The following is a 17,863-nucleotide window of genomic DNA, read 5'->3' on the forward strand; positions in this document are numbered from 1 at the left end:
GAGCGGTCCGGATCAGACGAGCGCGGGCGGGGCCACCGCGGGCAGCACGACGAGCGGAACCGTCGGTGGCGGGGCCGGCGGGGCCGGCGCGCGCAGCGAGCTACGGCCGGCGGCCCAGCTGTCCAACAGGTGCGCGGCGAACAACCGGTCCACGGCGAGCGCGGCCGCCGCGCCGAAGAGCACGTCGCAGGCGAGGGCCGGCTCGACGCCGACCAGACCACCGCACATGTCGTGCGCGGCGATCTGCTCGTGCACCGCGTCGGCCTCGACGTGCTCGTCGAAGAAGCGGGTAGCCACCTCGTCGAAGCCGAGCCGGCGCAGCCCGTTGCCGTAGCGGCGATTGGGCAGTGAGGAGGTCATCTCGAACGCGGCCAGGTGTCCGAGCAGCGCGCCACGCAGCCGTCGGTGCAGCCCGAACAGCGACATCAGATTGTTGGTCGCCAACGTGACCGCCGGCGCCACCTCGACGTGGGCGCCGTAACTGGTGTCCACGCCCAGCCGGTCGAGGGTGCGCCGGAACAACTCGGCGTGCATCCGGTCCAGCCGCCCGTTGCCGTACTCGTCGGTCTGGATCTCCACGAGCGCGGCCTTGGCCGGACCGCCGAGGCGGGGCAGCGCCCAGCTGTGCGGGTCCGCCTCACGCAGGTGGTAGACGGAACGGTGGGCGACGAACTCGCGGAACTGTGCGAGGTCGGCGCGCCGTTGCAGCCACGCGGCCAGTGCTGGTCCGTCGTCGGCCGCCACCAGTTCGGCCAGGCCGGCTGGCACCCCGGCGGCGGGCACCGACGGCACCCCGACCAGTCTGCGCAATGCCGCCTCGAAGATCCGTTCGCAGCGGGCGCGCAGCGCCAGCAGGCTCGGCTGCCACTCCCACGACTCGTCCACCCCGAGCCAACCCCGGTAGTGCAGCTCGTAGCAGAGGAACAGCGTCAGCTGAAGGTCCTCGTCGACGATCGGGTCCGCCGGGTCGAGGTCGATGCCGAGATCGGCCGGCAGGTCGTACGGCGGACGTCGCAGCGCCTCGACCACCGCCGCGGAGAGCGGGCCGCGCGACCTCGGCAGGGTCGCGGGACCGTAGCGGCGGTCGGCGGGCTCGGACATGGGACCTCCAGCGTCGTCGGGCCGCTACTGATGCCCTGGCCGGCTACGGCTAAACGAGATCTTCGGCGCTCACGGTGACCTCCACCTGCTCGCGGACCTTCCGGGCCGGAGCGCCCTCGGCGTACAGGCTCCGCAGGTCGGCGAACGCGGGCTCCGGCGGCGCCAGCGACACCGCCGGGTCGACGACCGCCTCCAGTACGCAGGGGCGGTCCGCGGCGAGGGCCTCGTCCCAGGCCGCGCCGACCAGCTCCGGGCGATCCACCCGCACCCCGTGCAGCCCCAGCAGGCGGGCCCAGCCCGCGTACGGCACGTCGGGACGGCGATGCGTCGGGTCGGACGACGGCTCTCGCCCGCCACCCATACCGTTCTGGTCCCGGTTGTTGAGCACCAGCACCACCAGCCGGGGGTCGCGCCACCGCTGCCAGAGGTGCGACACGGTGATCAGTTCGGCGAGCCCGTTGAGCTGCATCGCCCCGTCACCCACCAGCGCGACCACCGGTTGGTCCGGGGCGGCGAGCTTGGCCGCCACCGCGTACGGCAGCGCGCAGCCCATCGAGCCGAGCGTGCCGCACAGCTGCGCGTTGACCCCGGGTGGCAGGGTGAGGTGCCGGGCGTACCAGTAGAGGACCGAGCCGACGTCGACCGCGACCGCGCCGGTGCCGGGCATCCGGGCGGACAACTCCTGCAGGACGAGCTGCGGGTTGACCGGGTCCGCGGCGGCGGCGACCCGCTCGGCGGCGACCTCCCGCCACCGGTCCACCGAACTCTCCACCGTGGCGCGCCACTGCTGCTCGGGTCGACCGCGCACCCGGCTCAGCAGCGCCCGCAGGGTCTCGGCGGCGTCACCGACCAGCGGCACGTCGGCCGGGTAGCGGGTGCCGATCCGGCGGCCGTCGATGTCGATCTGCACCGTGCGCGCCTGCTCCGGCATCGGGAAGTAGTCGGTCCACGGGTCGTTGGTGCCGACCATCAGCAGGGTGTCGCAGCCACCCATCAGCTCGGCCGCCGCCGGGGTGCCGACCTCGCCGAGCACGCCGGTGTGAAATGGCAGCCGCTCGTCGAGCACCGGCTTGCCCAGCAGAGAGGTGGCCACCCCGGCGCCGAGCCGGTCGGCGATCTCGATGATCTCGGCGGCCGCGTCCCGACCACCCTGGCCCACCAGGATCGCGGTCCGTTGGCCGCCGCTGAGCAGTTGCGCGGCGGCGTCCAGGTCCGCGTCGTGCGGCAGGACCCGGGCCAACGGCTCGCCGGGGGTCGCGGTGATCACCCCGGCGGCGTACGTCTGCAGGTCGGGTACCAGGGCCTCCTGCAACTGCCGGGGCAGCACCACGCAGGTCGGGCTGCGGGTCGCCGCCGCCGTCCGGAACGCCTGGTCCAGCAACGCCCCCACGTCCTCGGGGCTGCGGCCGTACCGGACGAACTGGTTGCACACGTCCCCGAAGAGCCGGCTCAGCCCGATCTCCTGGTGCGCGCCGCCGAGCGGCCCGGAGATGTCCTCCCCGACGATCGCCACGACCGGCTTGCTGTCCAGCTTGGCGTCGTAGAGACCGTTGAGCAGTTGGACGGCGCTGGGCCCCTGGGTGGCGAGGCAGACCCCGATGCCGCCGGTGAACTTGGCGTGCCCGGTGGCCATGAACGAGGCGGTCTCCTCGTGCCGGGCCGGGATGAACGCCGGCTCGCCGCCGGTGTGGTCCAGCGCGTCGACCAGTGGAGCGATCGCCTCACCGGGGTACCCGAAGGCGCGGGGCACCCGCCAGGCCAGGAGTCGCTCCACCACGACGTCCGCCACCGAGCGGTCAACCATTGCCCCGCCCCGGTGTGCTGGGGTCGACGTAGCGCAGTACCGCGCCCACGCCGTCGGTCAGGTCGGGCGCCTCGTCGGCGCCGAGCACGGTCAGTGCCGCGTCGGTGCCGCAGAGCGCCCGGACCAGCGCCGCGTCGGCGCGTACCCGCTGCGGGTCGGCCACCGACATGGCGGCCAGCTGCCCCGGGTCGACGGCGATCTCGGTGGGTTCCGGGCCGATCCACAGCTCGCCGTTGGCCGACGGGTCGTCCACGATGAGCATCATGTCGACCTGGTTGCGTTGCAGGGCCGAGACGACCGCGTCGAGGCCGCCGCCCACGTCCTCCTGCACGCCGAACTTGTCCAGCGCGGCGGTGATCCGCTGGTCGGCGACCTCCGCGATGGTCTGCACGGTGAGGTCGTCCAGCATCGTCTGGTCGGCCCCGCCGCCCCGGGACCCGGCGTCGGTACGGACCACCAGGTCCTGCCAGCGCTCCGGCATCTGGGCGGCGATCATTCCGGTGGCCCGGACGTCACCGGCGACCACCACCACGTCCGCGCCGACCCGGTCGGCCAGCTGCACCGTCGCCGCGGTGACGTCGCCGGCATTCTGGTGCCACGCCTCCATGGCCGCCCGCTGGTAGCGCGACTGGGACCAGCCGCCGGGCTTCGCCCGCCGCAGCGGGTACTCGTCGCGGCCGGCGACGTGGGCCCGCCGGGGCACCCCGCCGGCGCTGACCGCCATCGCATCGGCACCGACCCGGTCGGCGACCACCCGTACCCAGGCCACCTGTTCGCCGCGCTGGGCGAGCAGCGGCATCACGTGCGGCAGCGGGCTGTAGCTAGCCAGATCGCGCAGTGGCGGCGCGGAGAGGTACTCGGAGAGCACCACCCGGCCGTGACTGGCGAAGACCGCCAGGCCGTAGTCCCCGACCATCGGATCATGGCCTCGGATCACCCGGTCCAGCGCGGCGATGCTCGCCTCGTCCGCCCCCTGTTCGGCCAGGCTGCGTTCCAGGGCACGCCAGCGCAGATCCAAGGCGGGGTGGGCGTCCTCCGTGTCCGCGGAGGCGTCCAGATACACCGAGCACCACGGCCCGGGACGGTCGTAGAGCGGGCGCAGGAAGGACAGCTGCATGCTCGACCCCTTTCCAGCTCGGCCCCCCGCTTACCCGGGTCGCCGGGGATGTCACCTCGCGGCCGTGAGCCCGTGACCAGGTTTCATTCACGTCGTTCAACCGGAGACGTCGATACGATCTGTGAACACAAGCGGACTCTCGGTGGTGGAGATGGACAGCGGACTCGATACCCGACGGATCGTGCACCCGACGGAACGAATCGTCACAGGGCGGCTGATCCGCCTGCTCGACGGCTACACCCGCGAGGTACGCGTCGGTCAGCCGGTGCTGGTGGCGGTGCTCGCCGCGGCGGCCTTCGCCCGGTTGCCCGCCCTACTGTTGCGCTCGCTCTTCTCCTTCGGCGGTGGTGGCACCCGGCGTCGCTGGAAGGAGCTGAAGCAGGGCCCTGAATACCTGGTCACCCCGGTGCGGCTCCGTAACACCGCCGGTCAGCTCTGCGAGGTGGAGCTGCACGGCCACCTGCCGCAGAGCGCCCTGCACCCGGCGGATCAGGTGCAGCTCACCCTGCGCCAGCAACGCGATCCGGAGTTGCCGCCCCGGATCGAGCGGATCGTCAACCTCACCACCGGGCAGTTGCTGACCCCGCGTACCGCGACGCTCTGGTCGCACCTCGGGCCACCGCTGCTGTTGCAGGCGTTCCTGGGCGCGCTGCTGCTGGCCGGCATCGCGGCCTGCTCGGCGCTCACCTGACCCCGTCGCGGCCCGATCAGGGCCGGACGGCCGGCCCTGGCGGGCTCGCGCCTCAGCCGACCGGGGCGGGCTCGCGAGCCGGTTGCTGGTCGACGCCGAGCATTCCCCGGCGGCGGGCCCACCGCTCGAAGGCCAGGGTGGCGAACGGTGGCACCGCGCTGACCAGGGCCACCGCCGTGGCCAGCAGACTCCACCGGTGCAGCCGGGCGACGGCCAGCACCAGCAGGACGTACGCGACGAACAGGCCGCCATGGATCGGCCCGAAGATCTTGACGCCCAGTTCGTTGTCCGGCGGGCCGTACTTGACCAGCATGCCGACCAGCAGGGCCAGCCAGGAGCAGGCCTCGGCGATCGCCGCCGCGACGAACAGCCGGGTCACCTTCTCGCGCATTCGCACGCCACCACCTCTCGGCCCGCAATGCTATCGGTGCGGTCTGGCCGGGGTGGCGGGGCGGGGCGCTGGGTAGGAAAGGACCATCGGGTCTTCCCTCACCCGCCGATCACGTGCGAGGTTAGGGGGACCAGCGGTGACGGGGTGGTGACCATGGGCGAGGACGTCGGCGTGCGAACCTTCAGTCGAGAGGATCGGGCCCGCTATCGCGAGAAGGTCCGCCGCTGCCTGGATGTTTTCGCGGAGATGCTGCGCGAGTCCCGTTTCGACCTCGACCGGCCGATGACCGGCGTGGAGATCGAGCTGAATCTGGTCGACGAGGCGTCGAATCCGGCGATGCGCAACGCCGACGTGTTGGCGGCCATCGCCGATGAGAGCTTCCAGACCGAGCTGGGCCAGTTCAACGTCGAGATCAACGTGCCGCCGCGCCGGCTGACCGGCTCCGGCACGGCCGAGTTCGAGGAGTACGTGCGGGCGAGCCTCAACGCCGCCGAGGTGAAGGCCCGGGCGGTCGGCGCCCACATGGTCATGATCGGCATCCTGCCGACGCTGCGCCCCGAGCACCTGACCGCCGAGACGCTGTCGGCCAACCCCCGCTACAAGCTGCTCAACGAGCAGATCTTCGCGGCCCGCGGCGAGGATCTGCCGATCGCCATCAGCGGGGTGGAACGCTTGGCGGTCACCGCCGACACGATCACCCCGGAGGCGGCCTGCACCAGCACCCAGTTCCATCTCCAGGTCAGCCCGTCGCAGTTCGCCGACTACTGGAACGCCGCCCAGGCGGTGGCGGGCATCCAGGTCGCGGTCGGCGCGAACTCGCCGCTGTTCTTCGGCCGGGAGTTGTGGCGCGAGACCCGCATTCCGCTGTTCCAGCAGGCCACCGACACCCGGTCGGAAGAGATAAAGGCCCAGGGGGTACGCCCCCGCGTCTGGTTCGGCGAACGCTGGATCACCAGCGTGTTCGACCTGTTCGAGGAGAACGTGCGCTACTTCCCGGCGCTGCTGCCGGTCTGCGACCCGGAGGACCCGGCGCAGGCGCTCGCGGCCGGCGAGGTGCCCAACCTGGCCGAGTTGCGCCTGCACAACGGCACCGTCTACCGGTGGAACCGCCCGGTGTACGACGTCTCGCGTGGCCGACCGCACCTGCGGGTGGAAAATCGGGTGCTGCCCGCCGGCCCGACCGTGCTGGACACCATCGCCAACGGCGCCTTCTACTTCGGACTGGTTCGCGCCCTCGCCGAATCGGACCGGCCACTGTGGTCGCAGATGTCGTTCAGCGCCGCCGAGGAGAACTTCACCAGCTGCGCCCGGCACGGCATCGACGCGCAGGTCTTCTGGCCCGGTCTGGGCTACCTGCCGGTCACCGAGTTGGTGTTGCGCCGGTTGCTGCCGATGGCGCATCACGGCCTGGACCGGTGGGGTCTCGACGCGGCCGAGCGGGACCGACTGCTCGGCATCATCGAGCAGCGCTGCCTGACCGGCCGTAACGGCGCGACCTGGCAGGTGGAGACGCTGCACCGGCTGGAGACCGCCGACCACCTGGACCGGCCGGCGGCGCTGCGCGAGGTGGTCCGGCACTACGTGGACCTGATGCACAGCAACCGGCCGGTGCACGAGTGGCCGATCCCGTGAACGCCCCGGGTGGCCCGATCGGCGCGGGGCTCAGCCGCGCGGGGTGGGCACTCCGAAGAGGTCGATGATGCCGCCGGGCAGCTGGGCGAGCAGGTCGTGCCGCTCGTCGTCGTTGAGCGCCTCGGCGACAGTACGCAGCACCGCCTGGGCATGTTCCCGCACCTGGTCCGCGTTCGCGACCTGCTCCCGGTCGCCGACGTGCTTGAGAAACTCACCGACGTCCCACCGGCGACCCTGTGGATTGCGGGTGACGGACGCGTCCAGCCGATCCGGTAGCTGCGCTGCCAGGTTGTCGGCCTCCTGGCCGGCGAGCCGTTCACCGAGCACCGACAGGACGGCCTGCACGGACCGCACGGCCTCGTTCTCCCCGAGACCCGCGCGCTGTCGTACCGTGGCGATCATCTGGTCGTACTCCATGCCCTGCTCCTTCCGTCTCCTCGACGGGCCGTGCGGCCTGCCGGCGGACGAACGGGGCGAGTTCCCCGGGTCTCCGGTCACAAACGGGGTGGCCCACCGAACCGGACGCTCCGCCATCAAACGGTCAGGCCCCGCGGGGGCGGCGGGTCGTCGCGCAGCCGGCTGTAGAGGTACCCGTCGCGCCACTGACCGGCCCGGAACTCGCTGGCCCGGATGACGCCTTCGAGCCGAAAGCCGGCCTTTTCCAGCGACCGCTGCTCGGCCACGTTCTCCGGGTGGGTGCCGGCCTGGATGCGCTGCGCCGGGGTGTGCTGGAAGAGGTAGTCGCAGAGCAGCGCCTGCGCGCGCCAGCCGATGCCCCGCCCCCGCCACGGTGGCAGCAGGACGATGCCGATCGACCAGTACGACGCCCGACCGGCGTAGCGCCCCGCGCTGTAGCTGACGATGCCAGCGGCGGCCCGTTCCTGTTCGACCTCGACGATGAGCCGACCGTCGTCCTCGCCGAGGTAGCCGTCGACGGCGAACCGCCGCGCCGGCGCGCCGGCGTCCGTGAAGCCGGCCCAGTCCAAACCGATCAGGCCCGGCTCGGTGCGTAACCGTCGGAACATCGCCAGGTCGGGCTCGGCAACCGGCCGCAGGCGGATAGTAAGGTCGGCCGAGGCCGGCAGCGACCTGCCACCACTGTCCATGGCGACACGCTAGCTGCCGGACGTTGGGAGGCGCGCCCCGCGTTTGCGCCGTGTGCCCGCGGTGGTGGCCGCGGTGGCGGCCAACGCGGTGGCCGCGGTGGCGGCCAACGTGGTGGCCGCGGTGGCGGCCAACGTGGTGGCCGCGGTGGCGGCCAACGTGGTGGCCGCGGTGGCGGCCAACGTGGTGGCCGCGGTGGCGGCCAACGTGGTGGCCGCGGTGGCGGCCAACGTGGTGGCCGCGGTGGCGGCCAACGTGGTGGTCGGGTCCTTTGGAGCTGAATCGTCTGCGACATCACCCGGCCGGACCGTTACGACATCACGGATCCGGCCGCTCGACTCCCCGGCAGGGGGGGGCACCCCAAACCAGCCGGGCCGAATCGTTTACGACATCAGCTCCAAAGGCAACGCGCAAGGCACTCCCCGCCGGCAGCCCTGGCCGCCAGTCAGGCAGACCCGGCCGCCAGTCAGGCAGACCCGGCCGCCAGTCAGCCCTGGCCGCCAGTCAGACCTTGAGCAGCACCTTCGTGCAGTCGTCCTGCTTCTTTTGGAAGATCTTGTAGCCCTTCGGGGCGTCGCGCAGCGGCATCCGGTGGCTGACGATGAAGCTCGGGTCGATCTCGCCGCGCTGGATGCGTTCCAGCAGCGGTCGGGTGTAGCGCTGGACGTGGCACTGACCCGTGCGCATGACCAGCGACCGGTTCATGAACGCGCCCATCGGGAACTTGTCGACGAAACCGCCGTACGCGCCGACGACCGAGACCACCCCGCCTGAGCGGCAGGCCAGGATCGCCTGCCGCAGCGCGAACGGCCGTTCCGTCTCGACCCGCGCGGCCTGCTTGGCCCGGTCGTACGCGTACATGGCGGTGTTGCCGTGGTGGCTCTCCAGGCCCACCGCGTCGATGCACGCGTCAGGACCCCGGCCGGCGGTCATCTCGTTGAGCGTGTCCAGCACGTCGACCTCGGAATAGTTGATCGTCTCGGCGTCGATGTGCTCCTCGGCCAGCCGCAGCCGGTACGGGTACCGGTCGATGACGATCACCCGTTCCGCGCCGAGCAGCCGGGCGCTGGCCGCGGCGAGCAGCCCGACCGGCCCGGCGCCCCAGATGGCGATCACCTGCCCGGGTTTGATGTCGCACATCTCGGCGCCCATGTAGCCGGTGGGGAACACGTCGGCCAGCATGACCGCCTGGTCGTCACTGATCTCGTCGGGCACCTTGATCGGGCCGACGTCGGCGAACGGCACCCGGGCATACTCGGCCTGACCACCGGCGTACCCGCCGAGCAGGTGGGAGTAGCCGAAGATGCCGGCCGGCGAGTGCCCCATGATCTTCTCGGCGATGCCGGCGTTGGGGTTGGAGTTCTCGCAGACCGAGTAGAGGCCGCGCTGGCAGGACGAGCAGTGCCCGCAGGCGATCGGGAAGGGCACCACCACCCGGTCGCCGGGGGCGAGGTTGCGGACCTGCGGGCCCACCTCCACCACCTCGCCCATGAACTCGTGGCCGAGGATGTCGCCCTTGCGCATCGCGGGGATGTAGCCGTGGTAGAGGTGCAGGTCGGAGCCGCAGATCGCAGTGGTGCTGATCCGGACGATCGCGTCCCGGGCGTTCATGATCTTCGGGTCGGGTACGTCGATGACCTTGACGCTGTCGGCGCCCATCCAGGCGGTGGCCTTCATTCTCGGTCCCTTTCGGAGCTCGGACGATCAGCGACGGGACGCCGGCAGCGGCTGGGCGGGACGCTGCATGGCCTGTTGGCGTACGGAGATGCCGTTGGGGCTGCCCTCGGAGCGGACGACCTCGCCGGTCTCCAGCACCTGCTTGAACCGGCGCAGGTCGTCGCGGACCTGCTGCTCGGGTTCCTCGCCGAAGAGCTTCGCCACCGCCCGACCGAGCGCGCCGGCTGGCGGCGCGTAACGCAGTTCCACCCGCACCTCGGTGCCCCGGTCGCCGGGTCCGGGCACGAACCGGACCCGGCCGGCGTTGGGTACGCCGCTGCCGGGCAGCGACCGCCAGGTGATCGACTTGTTCGGCTGGTCGTCGATGATCTCGGCGTCCCATTCGACGCGACGCCCGGCTGGACCACGGGCGATCCAGTGCGAACGGCGCAGGTCGTCGGCGCGTACGGACTCCAGGTGCGCCATGAACCGGGGCAGGTTCTCCATGTCGCGCCAGAACCGGTACGCCTCGGCGGGCGATCGGTTCACCGTCACCGCGATCTCCATTCGGATCACCCGGGCGCGGGCCCGTCGAGCCCGGCCGACGCGTACGGCGGCGAGCAGGTCGACGGCGGTGATGCCGGCGATGGCGAGGGTGGTCAGCGCTACCCGGTGGCGGCGTTCACCGCTGCGGTCGGCGAGGGCCCGCCCGAGCAGGGTGAGGTCCATCGCGTCGCCGGCGACCCGGCTCCAGGCCCAGCCGGACGGGCGGCGGCCGCTGAGCAGGCCGGCGGCGCTGCCCAGCTCCCGCAGGCCGATGGCGGAGAGCACGGACCGCGCGGCCGGGGAGTCGTCCACGCCGGTGAGTCGCGCGACGGGGCCGGGGGCGACGAGCGCGCCCACCCCCAGGGCCAGGCTCAGCAGGCCGAGCGCACCCGGCAGCGTCGCCGGCACCGGCCCGTCCAGCTCCGGCAGGAGCACAGTGTCGACACGACTCATGTCCGGTCCCTTCCGGTGGGCGTCGCCGTCGGTGCGGCGGGGCGGCGGTGGTTCCGCCCCGTGACGCTATGCGGTACCCGTGGCCTATGCGTCACTTTCGGGCATAACGCGGTATTCGCGCGGCACGAGCGGGTTGTCGGTCCTCCGCAGTCAGGAACACGACATTGACCGATTTGGATCATCTACTGACCGTTAGCGTCTGGTCACCACCGCCACGACACCGGAGGGACCACGCCCGTGAGCCGCACACTCCTGCGCCACCTCACCGCGACCATCGCCGTCGCCCTGCTCGTCGTCGATGCCGCCGCGCCGGCCGCCGCGCGTACCCCCGGATCGGTGTCCTCCGGCGCCGTCCGCACCGTGGTGCGGGACGCGGCGACCGGCGCACCGGTCCCCCGGGTCTGCGCCGCGCTCGTCCCGGTGGACGCCGAGGCCCTGGCCGCGGTCACCCTCGGTGAGGACCAGCTCGGCCGGGGTGGGGGTTGCTCCGACGACCAGGGCGTTCTGGTGACCAGCGAGGTCGCCCCCGGCGGGTACCGGCTGCTGGTCAACGCCATCTACCCGCCGGGGTACGGCTGGCAGTGGGTCGGCCGGCACGGCGGCACCGGTGAGCGCGAGCGGGCGCACGTGGTCCAGGTCCGCCCCGGTGCGGTGGCCAGTGCGCCGACCGTCCGACTCGACCCGGCGGGCGCCGTCGTCGGGGTGGTGACCGACGCGGCGACCGGCGCGCCGGTGCCGCGCGCGCGGGTCATGGTCGTGCCCTACGTAACGGACCCGAAGAACGACGACCACGGCCCGATGACCGACGAGGAAGGGCGCTACACGATCACCGGCCTCGGCCCGTACCACTGGCCGGTGCAGTTCGCCGCAGCCGGTCTGGCGACCGTCTGGTCGGGTGGGGTGGGCAGCCGGCAGCAGGCGCGGCCGGTGCGGGTCCGCGCCCAGCAGACGGCGACCCTGAATCAGGCGCTGCCCTCCGGGACTCCGCTCAGTGGTGCGGTGGTGGTCGACGAGCTGCTCACCTACGCCCAGGTGATCGCGTTCGACGCGGCTACCGGGGACCTGGCCGGCGTGGCGGACGTGGGCAGCGGTTACGTCCTGCGCCTGCTCCCCGGGCAGCGGGTGAAGCTGCGCTGCGACTGCGCGTACGCCCCGCCGGTCTGGCACCGCGACGCCGCCGGCTTCGACGCCGCGACTCCCGTGCGGGTCCGGCGGGCGCCGGTCGTGGTGGATTTCAACCTCGGCTGACCCGGCTGCTCGTCGCCCTCGAAACGGGGGCGCCGCCCGGCGTTAGGAGTTGCCCGGATCGGGTAGCCGGCATCCGCTCTTACCAGCGCCCGAGGAGGTGGGATGTCGGAGGCCAGCGCCTTCTTCGAGCGGTTGGCGGTCGCCGGCCCGGATCCGCGGTTCAGCAAGGTCTGTGGGAGCGTGCGATTCGACATCCGCGACGGCGGCCACCTGGAGCAGTGGCGGCTGGACATCGATCATGGCCAGCTGCGGGTGGCCAGAGGCGATGGTCCCGCCACCACGGTGGTCAAGGTGTCCGCGCAGTTCGCGGACGCGATGGCGCGGGGTGAGGTGAATGGGCTGGCGGCGATCGCCCGGGGCGAGATCATGGTCGACGGTGATCTCGCTCTGGCGTTGCGCATCGGGCGGCTGTTTCCGCGAGAGTCCGGGCCGCCTCAGCGCAACGATCCCGACAGTGGGGCGTGATCGATGAGGGACATCGTGGGCACCACGGCGTGCATCGACGGGAACACCTTCATGGTGTCCGACGCCAGCGGGGACGTCGAGTCGTCCCCGAGCACGCCGGTCGGCCTCTTCGCCGCCGACACGCGCTTCCTGTCCCGCTGGAGGCTCACCGTCGACGGCGAGTGCATGACCGCGCTGTCGGTGGACGACAGTCAGTACTTCGAGGTCACGTTCTTCGCGGTGCCGGGCCGGGCGGTGGACTACGTGGAGGCCGACGTGTCGGCCATTCGGCGCAGGCGCATCGGCCCGGACCTCACCGAGTCGGTCACGATCTTCAACTACGGCGAGCGGGACATGACCCTCGACGTGCGGCTGGAGGTGGAGGCGGACTTCGCCGACATCTTCGAAATCAAGTTCGACGTCGGCGACAAGGCCGGCGCCTACTACACCCACGTCGGCTCGGACGAGTTGCGCCTGGGCTACCGGCGGGGCACCTACCGACGTGAGGTCGTCGTGTCGGCGAGTGAGCCCGCCACGTTCGACCCGGGCGGCCTTCGGTTCGCGGTCCGGCTGCGCCCGGGGCAGCAGTGGTCGACCCGGTTGCAGGCCGTCATGCTGGCGCTGCGTCCGGACGGCGTCGACCTGCGCGCCGCCCTGCGCGCCCAACGGCCGGACGACTCCACCCTGCCCACGAGCGTGCGGGACTGGGTCGCGGCGGCCCCGACCCTGGACACCGATAGCGTCAGCCTGCAGCAGGTCTACCACCGCAGCCTGGTGGATCTGGCGGCGCTGCGCTTCGCCCCGCTCTCGCTCGGCGGCGCGAGCGTGCCCGCGGCGGGGTTGCCCTGGTTCATGACCCTCTTCGGCCGCGACAGCCTGTTGACCTGCTTGCAAACCCTGCCGGTCACTCCGTCGCTGACCCCACCGACACTGCGGATCCTCGCGTCGCTGCAGGGCGTCCGGATCGACGACGTGCTGGAGGAGGACCCGGGCCGGATCCTGCACGAGCTGCGTTACGGGGAGTCGGCCGCGTTCGAGGAGCAGCCGCACTCCCCCTATTACGGCACTGTGGACGCCTCGCCGCTGTTCGTGGTGCTGCTCGACGAGTACGAGCGGTGGAGCGGCGACACCGCGCTGGTGCTGGAGTTGGAGCAGGAGGCTCGCGCGGCGCTGGCCTGGATCGACAGGTACGCGGACCTGACCTCGACCGGCTACGTGTGGTACCAGCGACGCAACCAGGCCACCGGTCTGGACAACCAGTGCTGGAAGGACTCCTGGGACAGCATCTCCTACGCCGACGGCCGGCTGCCGGGCTTCCCGAGGGCCACCTGCGAAACCCAGGGGTACGCCTACGACGCCAAGATCCGAGGCGCTCGCCTGGCCCGTACCGTCTGGGGTGACAGTGCCTACGCCGAGCAGCTGGAGAGCGAGGCGGCGGCGTTGTACGACCGGTTCAACCGGGACTTCTGGCTTGAGGACCGCGGTTTCTACGCTCTCGCGCTCGACCACGACGGCACACCCGTGGACAGCCTGTCGTCCAACATCGGGCACCTTTTGTGGAGCGGCATCGTGCCGCCGGAGCGGGCTCCCCGGGTGGTCGAGCACCTGATGGGTCCGGAGCTCTTCTCCGGCTGGGGGGTGCGGACGTTCGCCGAGGGGCAGCGCCGCTACAACCCGCTCGGCTACCACAACGGCACAGTCTGGCCGTTCGACAACTCGTTCATCGCCTGGGGTCTGCGCCGTTACGGGTTCGCCAACGAGGCGGCCCGCATCGCCGAGGGCATTCTCTCGGCCGCCACCTACTTCGAGGGTCGGCTACCCGAGGCGTTCGGCGGGTTCGACCGCGAGACCACTCGGTTTCCGATCCGGTACCCGACCGCCGGCAGTCCACAGGCGTGGTCCAGCGGCGCCACCATGCTGCTGATCCGCACCATGCTCGGTATCAACCCGCACGAGGACCACCTGGCCGTCGATCCGGCGCTGCCCACCACCTTCGGGCGGATCGCGCTGCTGGACATCCCCGGCCGGTGGGGCATGCGCGACGCGTTCGCCCGGCAACGCCCCGACCAGCGCTGACGATCACCGGATGGCGCGGAACGTGCGCCGGTAGGCATCCGGCGGCACGCCGACGGTGCGGTGGAAGTGTCGGCGCAGCGTCGCGGCGGTGCCCATGCCGGCCGCCTCGGCGATGGCGTCGATGCTGTCGTCGGTGTTCTCCAACAGCTCCTGCGCACGGCGGATCCGCTGCGTCGACAGCCACAGCAGTGGGGTGGTGCCGGTGGCCGACCGGAAGTGGCGGGCCAGGTTGCGTGAGCTCATGTTCGCCTGCCGGGCCAGGTCCTCGACGGTCAGCGGCCGGTCCAGGCGGGCCAGCGCCCAGGGGAACAGTGCGGCGAGCGGGTGGTCGTCGCGGGCCGGCACCGGGGTGGTGACGTACTGGGCCTGACCGCCGGCGCGGTGCGGTGGCACGACCAGGCGGCGGGCGACGGCGTTGGCGACTGTCGAGCCGTGGTCGCGGCGGATCAGGTGCAGGCACAGGTCGATCGCGGCGGCCTTGCCGGCGGAGGCGAGCACGGTGCCGTTGTCGACGTAGAGCACGTCCGGGTCGACCCGTACCCGGGGGTAGCGGGCGGCCAACACCTCGGTGTGGGCCCAGTGGGTGGTGGCCCGCAGCCCGTCGAGCACCCCGGCGGCGGCCAGCACGAACGCCCCGGTGCACAGCGAGACCATCCGGGCGCCCGCCCGGTGCGCCGCGCGGACCGCGTCGAGCAGGTCGGGGGGTACGTCCGCGTCGACGTCCTCAATCGACGGGACGATCACGGTGTCGGCGCGGGCGAGGCGGTCCAACCCGTCGTCGGGTTCCAGCAGGAATCGGCCGACCCGGGCCGGGCCGGGGCCGCAGACCACCAGGTCGTACCAGGGGTCGGCCAGGCCGGAGGGGTCGCGGGCGAAGACTTCGCAGGTCAGGGCCAGCTCGAAGTGCAGCATTCCGTCGGTGGCGGCGATCGCGACAAGAGCCATGTCCGAAACTGTACGGGGGTTGGCGTTCCCGACACTGGTCGGTCGTCGACCGCTACGGGAGGCTGGTCCCAGTCGATCTTCCGAGGGGGCAGTGATGGGCCAGAGCGTGGCGGTATTCGGGGCGTACGGGCACACCGGACGGTTCGTGGTGACGGAGTTGTGCGAGCGCGGGTTCGGTGCGCTGCCGGTGGGCCGTGACCCGCACAAGCTGGAGGCCTTGGCACTCCCCTACCGGGTGGCGTCGGTCGACGATCCGGCCTCACTCGACGCGGCGCTGAGCGGCGTGGACGCGGTCATCAACTGCGCCGGCCCGTTCGCGTCGACCGCCGCCGGCGTGATCGAGGCCGCGCTGCGCGCCCGGATCCCGTACGTCGACGTGGCGGCCGAGATCGAGGCCAACGTCGACACGTTCACGCAGTTCACCGGCCGCGCCCGATTGACAGGTGTCGCGGTGGTCCCGGCGATGGCCTTCTTCGGTGGGCTCGGCGACCTGCTCGCGACGACGGCCATGGGCGACTGGACGTCGGCCGACGAGGCACACGTCGCGTACGGACTGAGCAGCTGGCACCCGACGGCCGGGACGGTCGCCGCGGGCGCCGTCTCCCGCGAGCGTCGTGATGGCCGCCGGGTCCGCTACACCGGCGGCCGGCTGGAGTACCACACCGGTGACCGGGAGCTGCCGAGAGTGGACTGGGACTTCCCCGCGCCGCTGGGCCGCCGCAGCGTCCTCGGCGAGTTCACCATGGCCGATGTCGTCACGATCCCCCGGCACCTGGACATCCCCGAGGTACGCACGTACATGAGCGTCGACGCCGCCACCGACCTGGCCGCCGCTGCGGCAGCGCCGGTCGCCGTCGACGAGCGGGGCCGGTCGGCGCAGACGTTCACTGTCGACGTTGTCGTGCGTCGCGGCGACACGCACCGCCGAGTCGTGGCCAGTGGTCGGGACATCTACGCCGTCAGCGCTCCCCTGGCCGTGGAGGCGGTCGGACGCATCCTCGATGGTCGGACGAGGACGAGCGGCGTCGCCTCCGCGGGCGAGATGTTTGACGCTCCCGACTTCCTGCGCGCGCTGTCGCCGGCCATCTCCGTCACCCATGGCCCCCTCGCCTGAGCGAGGGGGCCACTGTCGTCACACCCGACTCGGGTGCGCCACGAGGTCAGACAACCACGTTGATGCCGGCCGCCTTGCACGCGGTGGTGATGTCCTCGCCGGCCTTCTCGAAGGCCGGGTTGTCGGCGGCGGTCGCCGGGTCCGCCGAGCTTGCGGCCTTGGCCGCCTCGGCACCGAACGTCCGCAGGGCGGCCGCGACCTTGCCATCACCGGTCGCGGCGGCGGTGGTCACCCTCTTCTCCAGCTCGGTCAGGATCTTCTTGAAGTCCTCGGCCGACGGCTCGCCAGCCGTGGCGACCTTCACCAGTTCCGCCTTCATCTCGGTGCTGGCCTTCTTCACCGCCTCGCAGAGCTCCTTGTCGCTCGCGGCGCCCGCCGCGGGTGAGGAGGGCGTGGCGGCGGCGGAGGTGGCCACCGCTGACGGGGCTGCGGACGTGGGAGCGGGCGTGGCGGAGCCGGCGGTCGTCGCCTTGTCGCTGTCGCCACAGGCGGCGAGGGCCGTCGAAACGGCAACGATCAACATGGCGGAAGCAAAACGGGAAGATTTCACGGAGGCGGACGATAGCCGAACTCCACACGATGATCAATTTGTTCGGCGACTCGCCCACCTGCGAGGCCGTCACCCGATCCTGGGCCACCTCGACCGCGGCGGCCGGCCGGAGCGCCGATCTGCCGGTGCGTCCGAGTACGGCATGAAAGACTGTGGGCGCCCTCGGCCGTCGACACCAGTCCGAGCCCCCCTCCACGTTCGGCCGTGACAAGCACCGGTGCCCGGCGCGTGGAAGGGACAGGGATGCAGCCAACCTGGCTCGTGGCACTCTCCTGGGCCTCACTCGCGGTCGGCGTCGTCAGCTTCACGATCGTTTTCGCTGACACCTATCTGCGCGGGCACCGTCAGCCGGTCAAGGTCATGGAGATCGTCTGGTTGGTGACCGTCCTCTACGTCGGTCCGGCGGCCGTCCGCCTCTACTGGCGCTGGGGTAGACCCGAGGCCCTCTCGCGACGGCGGCCGGAGGGTCGGCCTCGACGACCCCGCAAGAGCCACATCGTCACCCAGCTGTGCCGTTGCGGCTCGCACTGCGCCCTCGGTTTCGTCGTCGCCGAGGTCGCCCTGTACGTCGTCGGCTTCGACGCGGCCCACCACGCGCTCTGGGTCGCTTACGCCGGCGACTATCTGATGGCGGTGGCGATCGCTGTTCTCTTTCGGGTCTTCGACGGGCCTCGTCGCGGCGTCGCACGGATCGGGCCGGCACTGGCGACCGTCGTCAAGGTCGAACTGCTGACCATCACCGTGTTCGAGGTGGTGCTGTTCGTGTGGCTGACGCTCGCGCATGACATGGTCTTTCCGGGGCCACCCCTAGGGCCCGACAGCCCCACGTTCTGGTTTGCTGGCCAGATCGGGCTTGTCGCCGGCTTCGTCGCGGCCGCGCCCGTCGCCGCCTGGCAAATCGGCCGAGGACTGAGGGGCGCGCAGCGCTGATGTCGCCAGCGGATGAACGGGGAGATCCACTCCCTGCCGCTTCTAACGTATATCGCACCCG

The 17,863-nt window shown here is 71.8% G+C and carries 18 protein-coding genes; 7 read left to right on the forward strand and 11 right to left on the reverse strand.

All coding sequences use genetic code 11. The features are described 5' to 3' along the window. Positions 1-12: 12 nt before the first annotated feature. From V6U86_RS26070 to V6U86_RS26080, 3 genes are read right to left on the reverse strand one after another with little or no spacing between them, the layout of a single operon-like run. Complete coding sequence (locus V6U86_RS26070; RefSeq protein ID WP_334507552.1) at positions 13-1,101, reverse strand: iron-containing redox enzyme family protein; 1,089 nt, start codon at positions 1,099-1,101, stop codon at positions 13-15. 49 nt (positions 1,102-1,150) lie between these two features. Continuing rightward, positions 1,151-2,905, reverse strand: coding sequence for a thiamine pyrophosphate-binding protein (locus V6U86_RS26075; RefSeq protein WP_334507554.1), 1,755 nt, complete (start codon positions 2,903-2,905; stop codon positions 1,151-1,153). Then, positions 2,898-4,022 (reverse strand): baeRF2 domain-containing protein, encoded by a 1,125-nt coding sequence (locus tag V6U86_RS26080; RefSeq protein WP_334507556.1) that lies wholly within the window; start codon positions 4,020-4,022, stop codon positions 2,898-2,900. The genes V6U86_RS26075 and V6U86_RS26080 overlap by 8 nt, the downstream gene beginning before the upstream one ends. A gap of 142 nt (positions 4,023-4,164) precedes the next feature. On the opposite strand from V6U86_RS26080, the gene V6U86_RS26085 reads away from it, so the two are divergent. Continuing rightward, positions 4,165-4,713 carry a hypothetical protein gene (locus tag V6U86_RS26085; RefSeq protein WP_334507632.1) on the forward strand — a complete coding sequence of 183 codons (549 nt, stop codon included), beginning with the start codon at positions 4,165-4,167 and terminating at the stop codon, positions 4,711-4,713. A 52-nt stretch (positions 4,714-4,765) separates the two neighbouring features. Here V6U86_RS26085 and V6U86_RS26090 read toward each other — a convergent pair whose 3' ends face one another. Next, positions 4,766-5,104, reverse strand: coding sequence for a DUF3817 domain-containing protein (locus tag V6U86_RS26090; RefSeq protein ID WP_334507635.1), 339 nt, complete (start codon positions 5,102-5,104; stop codon positions 4,766-4,768). A gap of 153 nt (positions 5,105-5,257) precedes the next feature. On the opposite strand from V6U86_RS26090, the gene V6U86_RS26095 reads away from it, so the two are divergent. Next, complete coding sequence (locus tag V6U86_RS26095) at positions 5,258-6,736, forward strand: glutamate--cysteine ligase (protein WP_334507558.1); 1,479 nt, start codon at positions 5,258-5,260, stop codon at positions 6,734-6,736. Positions 6,737-6,766: 30 nt separating this feature from the next. On the opposite strand, the gene V6U86_RS26100 is transcribed toward V6U86_RS26095, so the two are convergent. From V6U86_RS26100 to V6U86_RS26120, 5 genes are all read right to left on the reverse strand, one after another. Continuing rightward, positions 6,767-7,153 (reverse strand): DUF2267 domain-containing protein, encoded by a 387-nt coding sequence (locus V6U86_RS26100; protein WP_334507560.1) that lies wholly within the window; start codon positions 7,151-7,153, stop codon positions 6,767-6,769. 116 nt (positions 7,154-7,269) lie between these two features. Continuing rightward, positions 7,270-7,842, reverse strand: coding sequence for a GNAT family N-acetyltransferase (locus V6U86_RS26105; RefSeq protein ID WP_334507563.1), 573 nt, complete (start codon positions 7,840-7,842; stop codon positions 7,270-7,272). A 9-nt stretch (positions 7,843-7,851) separates the two neighbouring features. Beyond that, on the reverse strand, positions 7,852-8,094 hold the full coding sequence (locus V6U86_RS26110; RefSeq protein ID WP_334507566.1) for a hypothetical protein: 243 nt from the start codon (positions 8,092-8,094) through the stop codon (positions 7,852-7,854). Positions 8,095-8,344: 250 nt separating this feature from the next. Next, entirely contained in the window at positions 8,345-9,517 is a 1,173-nt protein-coding gene (locus tag V6U86_RS26115) for a zinc-dependent alcohol dehydrogenase (RefSeq protein WP_334507568.1), read from the reverse strand. A 27-nt stretch (positions 9,518-9,544) separates the two neighbouring features. Then, positions 9,545-10,495 carry an SRPBCC family protein gene (locus tag V6U86_RS26120; RefSeq protein ID WP_334507570.1) on the reverse strand — a complete coding sequence of 317 codons (951 nt, stop codon included), beginning with the start codon at positions 10,493-10,495 and terminating at the stop codon, positions 9,545-9,547. A 237-nt stretch (positions 10,496-10,732) separates the two neighbouring features. Here V6U86_RS26120 and V6U86_RS26125 point away from each other — a divergent pair, with 237 nt between their 5' ends. The 3 genes from V6U86_RS26125 to V6U86_RS26135 all read left to right on the forward strand — a co-directional run bounded on the left by V6U86_RS26125 (position 10,733) and on the right by V6U86_RS26135 (position 14,263). Further along, on the forward strand, positions 10,733-11,743 hold the full coding sequence (locus V6U86_RS26125) for a carboxypeptidase regulatory-like domain-containing protein (protein WP_334507572.1): 1,011 nt from the start codon (positions 10,733-10,735) through the stop codon (positions 11,741-11,743). Between the two features lie 102 nt (positions 11,744-11,845). Further along, positions 11,846-12,208, forward strand: coding sequence for an SCP2 sterol-binding domain-containing protein (locus tag V6U86_RS26130; RefSeq protein ID WP_334507574.1), 363 nt, complete (start codon positions 11,846-11,848; stop codon positions 12,206-12,208). Between the two features lie 3 nt (positions 12,209-12,211). Then, positions 12,212-14,263: an amylo-alpha-1,6-glucosidase gene (locus tag V6U86_RS26135; protein WP_334507576.1), complete on the forward strand. Its 2,052-nt coding sequence runs from the start codon at positions 12,212-12,214 to the stop codon at positions 14,261-14,263. Positions 14,264-14,266: 3 nt separating this feature from the next. Here the strand turns inward: V6U86_RS26135 and V6U86_RS26140 are convergent, their stop codons facing one another. Further along, the gene (locus V6U86_RS26140; protein ID WP_334507578.1) at positions 14,267-15,208 is read right to left on the reverse strand and encodes a helix-turn-helix domain-containing protein; all 942 of its coding nucleotides are present in this window, start codon (positions 15,206-15,208) and stop codon (positions 14,267-14,269) included. 94 nt (positions 15,209-15,302) lie between these two features. On the opposite strand from V6U86_RS26140, the gene V6U86_RS26145 reads away from it, so the two are divergent. Further along, the gene (locus V6U86_RS26145) at positions 15,303-16,322 is read left to right on the forward strand and encodes an NAD(P)H-binding protein (RefSeq protein WP_334507580.1); all 1,020 of its coding nucleotides are present in this window, start codon (positions 15,303-15,305) and stop codon (positions 16,320-16,322) included. Positions 16,323-16,368: 46 nt separating this feature from the next. Here the strand turns inward: V6U86_RS26145 and V6U86_RS26150 are convergent, their stop codons facing one another. Further along, the gene (locus V6U86_RS26150) at positions 16,369-16,845 is read right to left on the reverse strand and encodes a hypothetical protein (RefSeq protein WP_334507582.1); all 477 of its coding nucleotides are present in this window, start codon (positions 16,843-16,845) and stop codon (positions 16,369-16,371) included. A 270-nt stretch (positions 16,846-17,115) separates the two neighbouring features. On the opposite strand from V6U86_RS26150, the gene V6U86_RS26155 reads away from it, so the two are divergent. Then, entirely contained in the window at positions 17,116-17,802 is a 687-nt protein-coding gene (locus tag V6U86_RS26155) for a DUF4396 domain-containing protein (protein ID WP_334507584.1), read from the forward strand. Positions 17,803-17,863 lie beyond the last annotated feature (61 nt).

The organism is Micromonospora sp. CPCC 205558, assembly GCF_036902955.1.
Taxonomy (GTDB): Bacteria; Actinomycetota; Actinomycetes; order Mycobacteriales; family Micromonosporaceae; genus Micromonospora.

Coding starts and splice junctions, on each gene's coding strand:
- V6U86_RS26070 (WP_334507552.1), bottom strand. CDS start 1,101: ATGTCCGAGCCCGCCGACCGCCGCTACGGTCCCGCGACCCTGCCGAGG.
- V6U86_RS26075 (WP_334507554.1), bottom strand. CDS start 2,905: ATGGTTGACCGCTCGGTGGCGGACGTCGTGGTGGAGCGACTCCTGGCC.
- V6U86_RS26080 (WP_334507556.1), bottom strand. CDS start 4,022: ATGCAGCTGTCCTTCCTGCGCCCGCTCTACGACCGTCCCGGGCCGTGG.
- V6U86_RS26090 (WP_334507635.1), bottom strand. CDS start 5,104: ATGCGCGAGAAGGTGACCCGGCTGTTCGTCGCGGCGGCGATCGCCGAG.
- V6U86_RS26095 (WP_334507558.1), top strand. CDS start 5,258: ATGGGCGAGGACGTCGGCGTGCGAACCTTCAGTCGAGAGGATCGGGCC.
- V6U86_RS26100 (WP_334507560.1), bottom strand. CDS start 7,153: ATGGAGTACGACCAGATGATCGCCACGGTACGACAGCGCGCGGGTCTC.
- V6U86_RS26105 (WP_334507563.1), bottom strand. CDS start 7,842: ATGGACAGTGGTGGCAGGTCGCTGCCGGCCTCGGCCGACCTTACTATC.
- V6U86_RS26115 (WP_334507568.1), bottom strand. CDS start 9,517: ATGAAGGCCACCGCCTGGATGGGCGCCGACAGCGTCAAGGTCATCGAC.
- V6U86_RS26120 (WP_334507570.1), bottom strand. CDS start 10,495: ATGAGTCGTGTCGACACTGTGCTCCTGCCGGAGCTGGACGGGCCGGTG.
- V6U86_RS26130 (WP_334507574.1), top strand. CDS start 11,846: ATGTCGGAGGCCAGCGCCTTCTTCGAGCGGTTGGCGGTCGCCGGCCCG.
- V6U86_RS26135 (WP_334507576.1), top strand. CDS start 12,212: ATGAGGGACATCGTGGGCACCACGGCGTGCATCGACGGGAACACCTTC.
- V6U86_RS26140 (WP_334507578.1), bottom strand. CDS start 15,208: ATGGCTCTTGTCGCGATCGCCGCCACCGACGGAATGCTGCACTTCGAG.
- V6U86_RS26145 (WP_334507580.1), top strand. CDS start 15,303: ATGGGCCAGAGCGTGGCGGTATTCGGGGCGTACGGGCACACCGGACGG.
- V6U86_RS26150 (WP_334507582.1), bottom strand. CDS start 16,845: ATGTTGATCGTTGCCGTTTCGACGGCCCTCGCCGCCTGTGGCGACAGC.
- V6U86_RS26155 (WP_334507584.1), top strand. CDS start 17,116: ATGCAGCCAACCTGGCTCGTGGCACTCTCCTGGGCCTCACTCGCGGTC.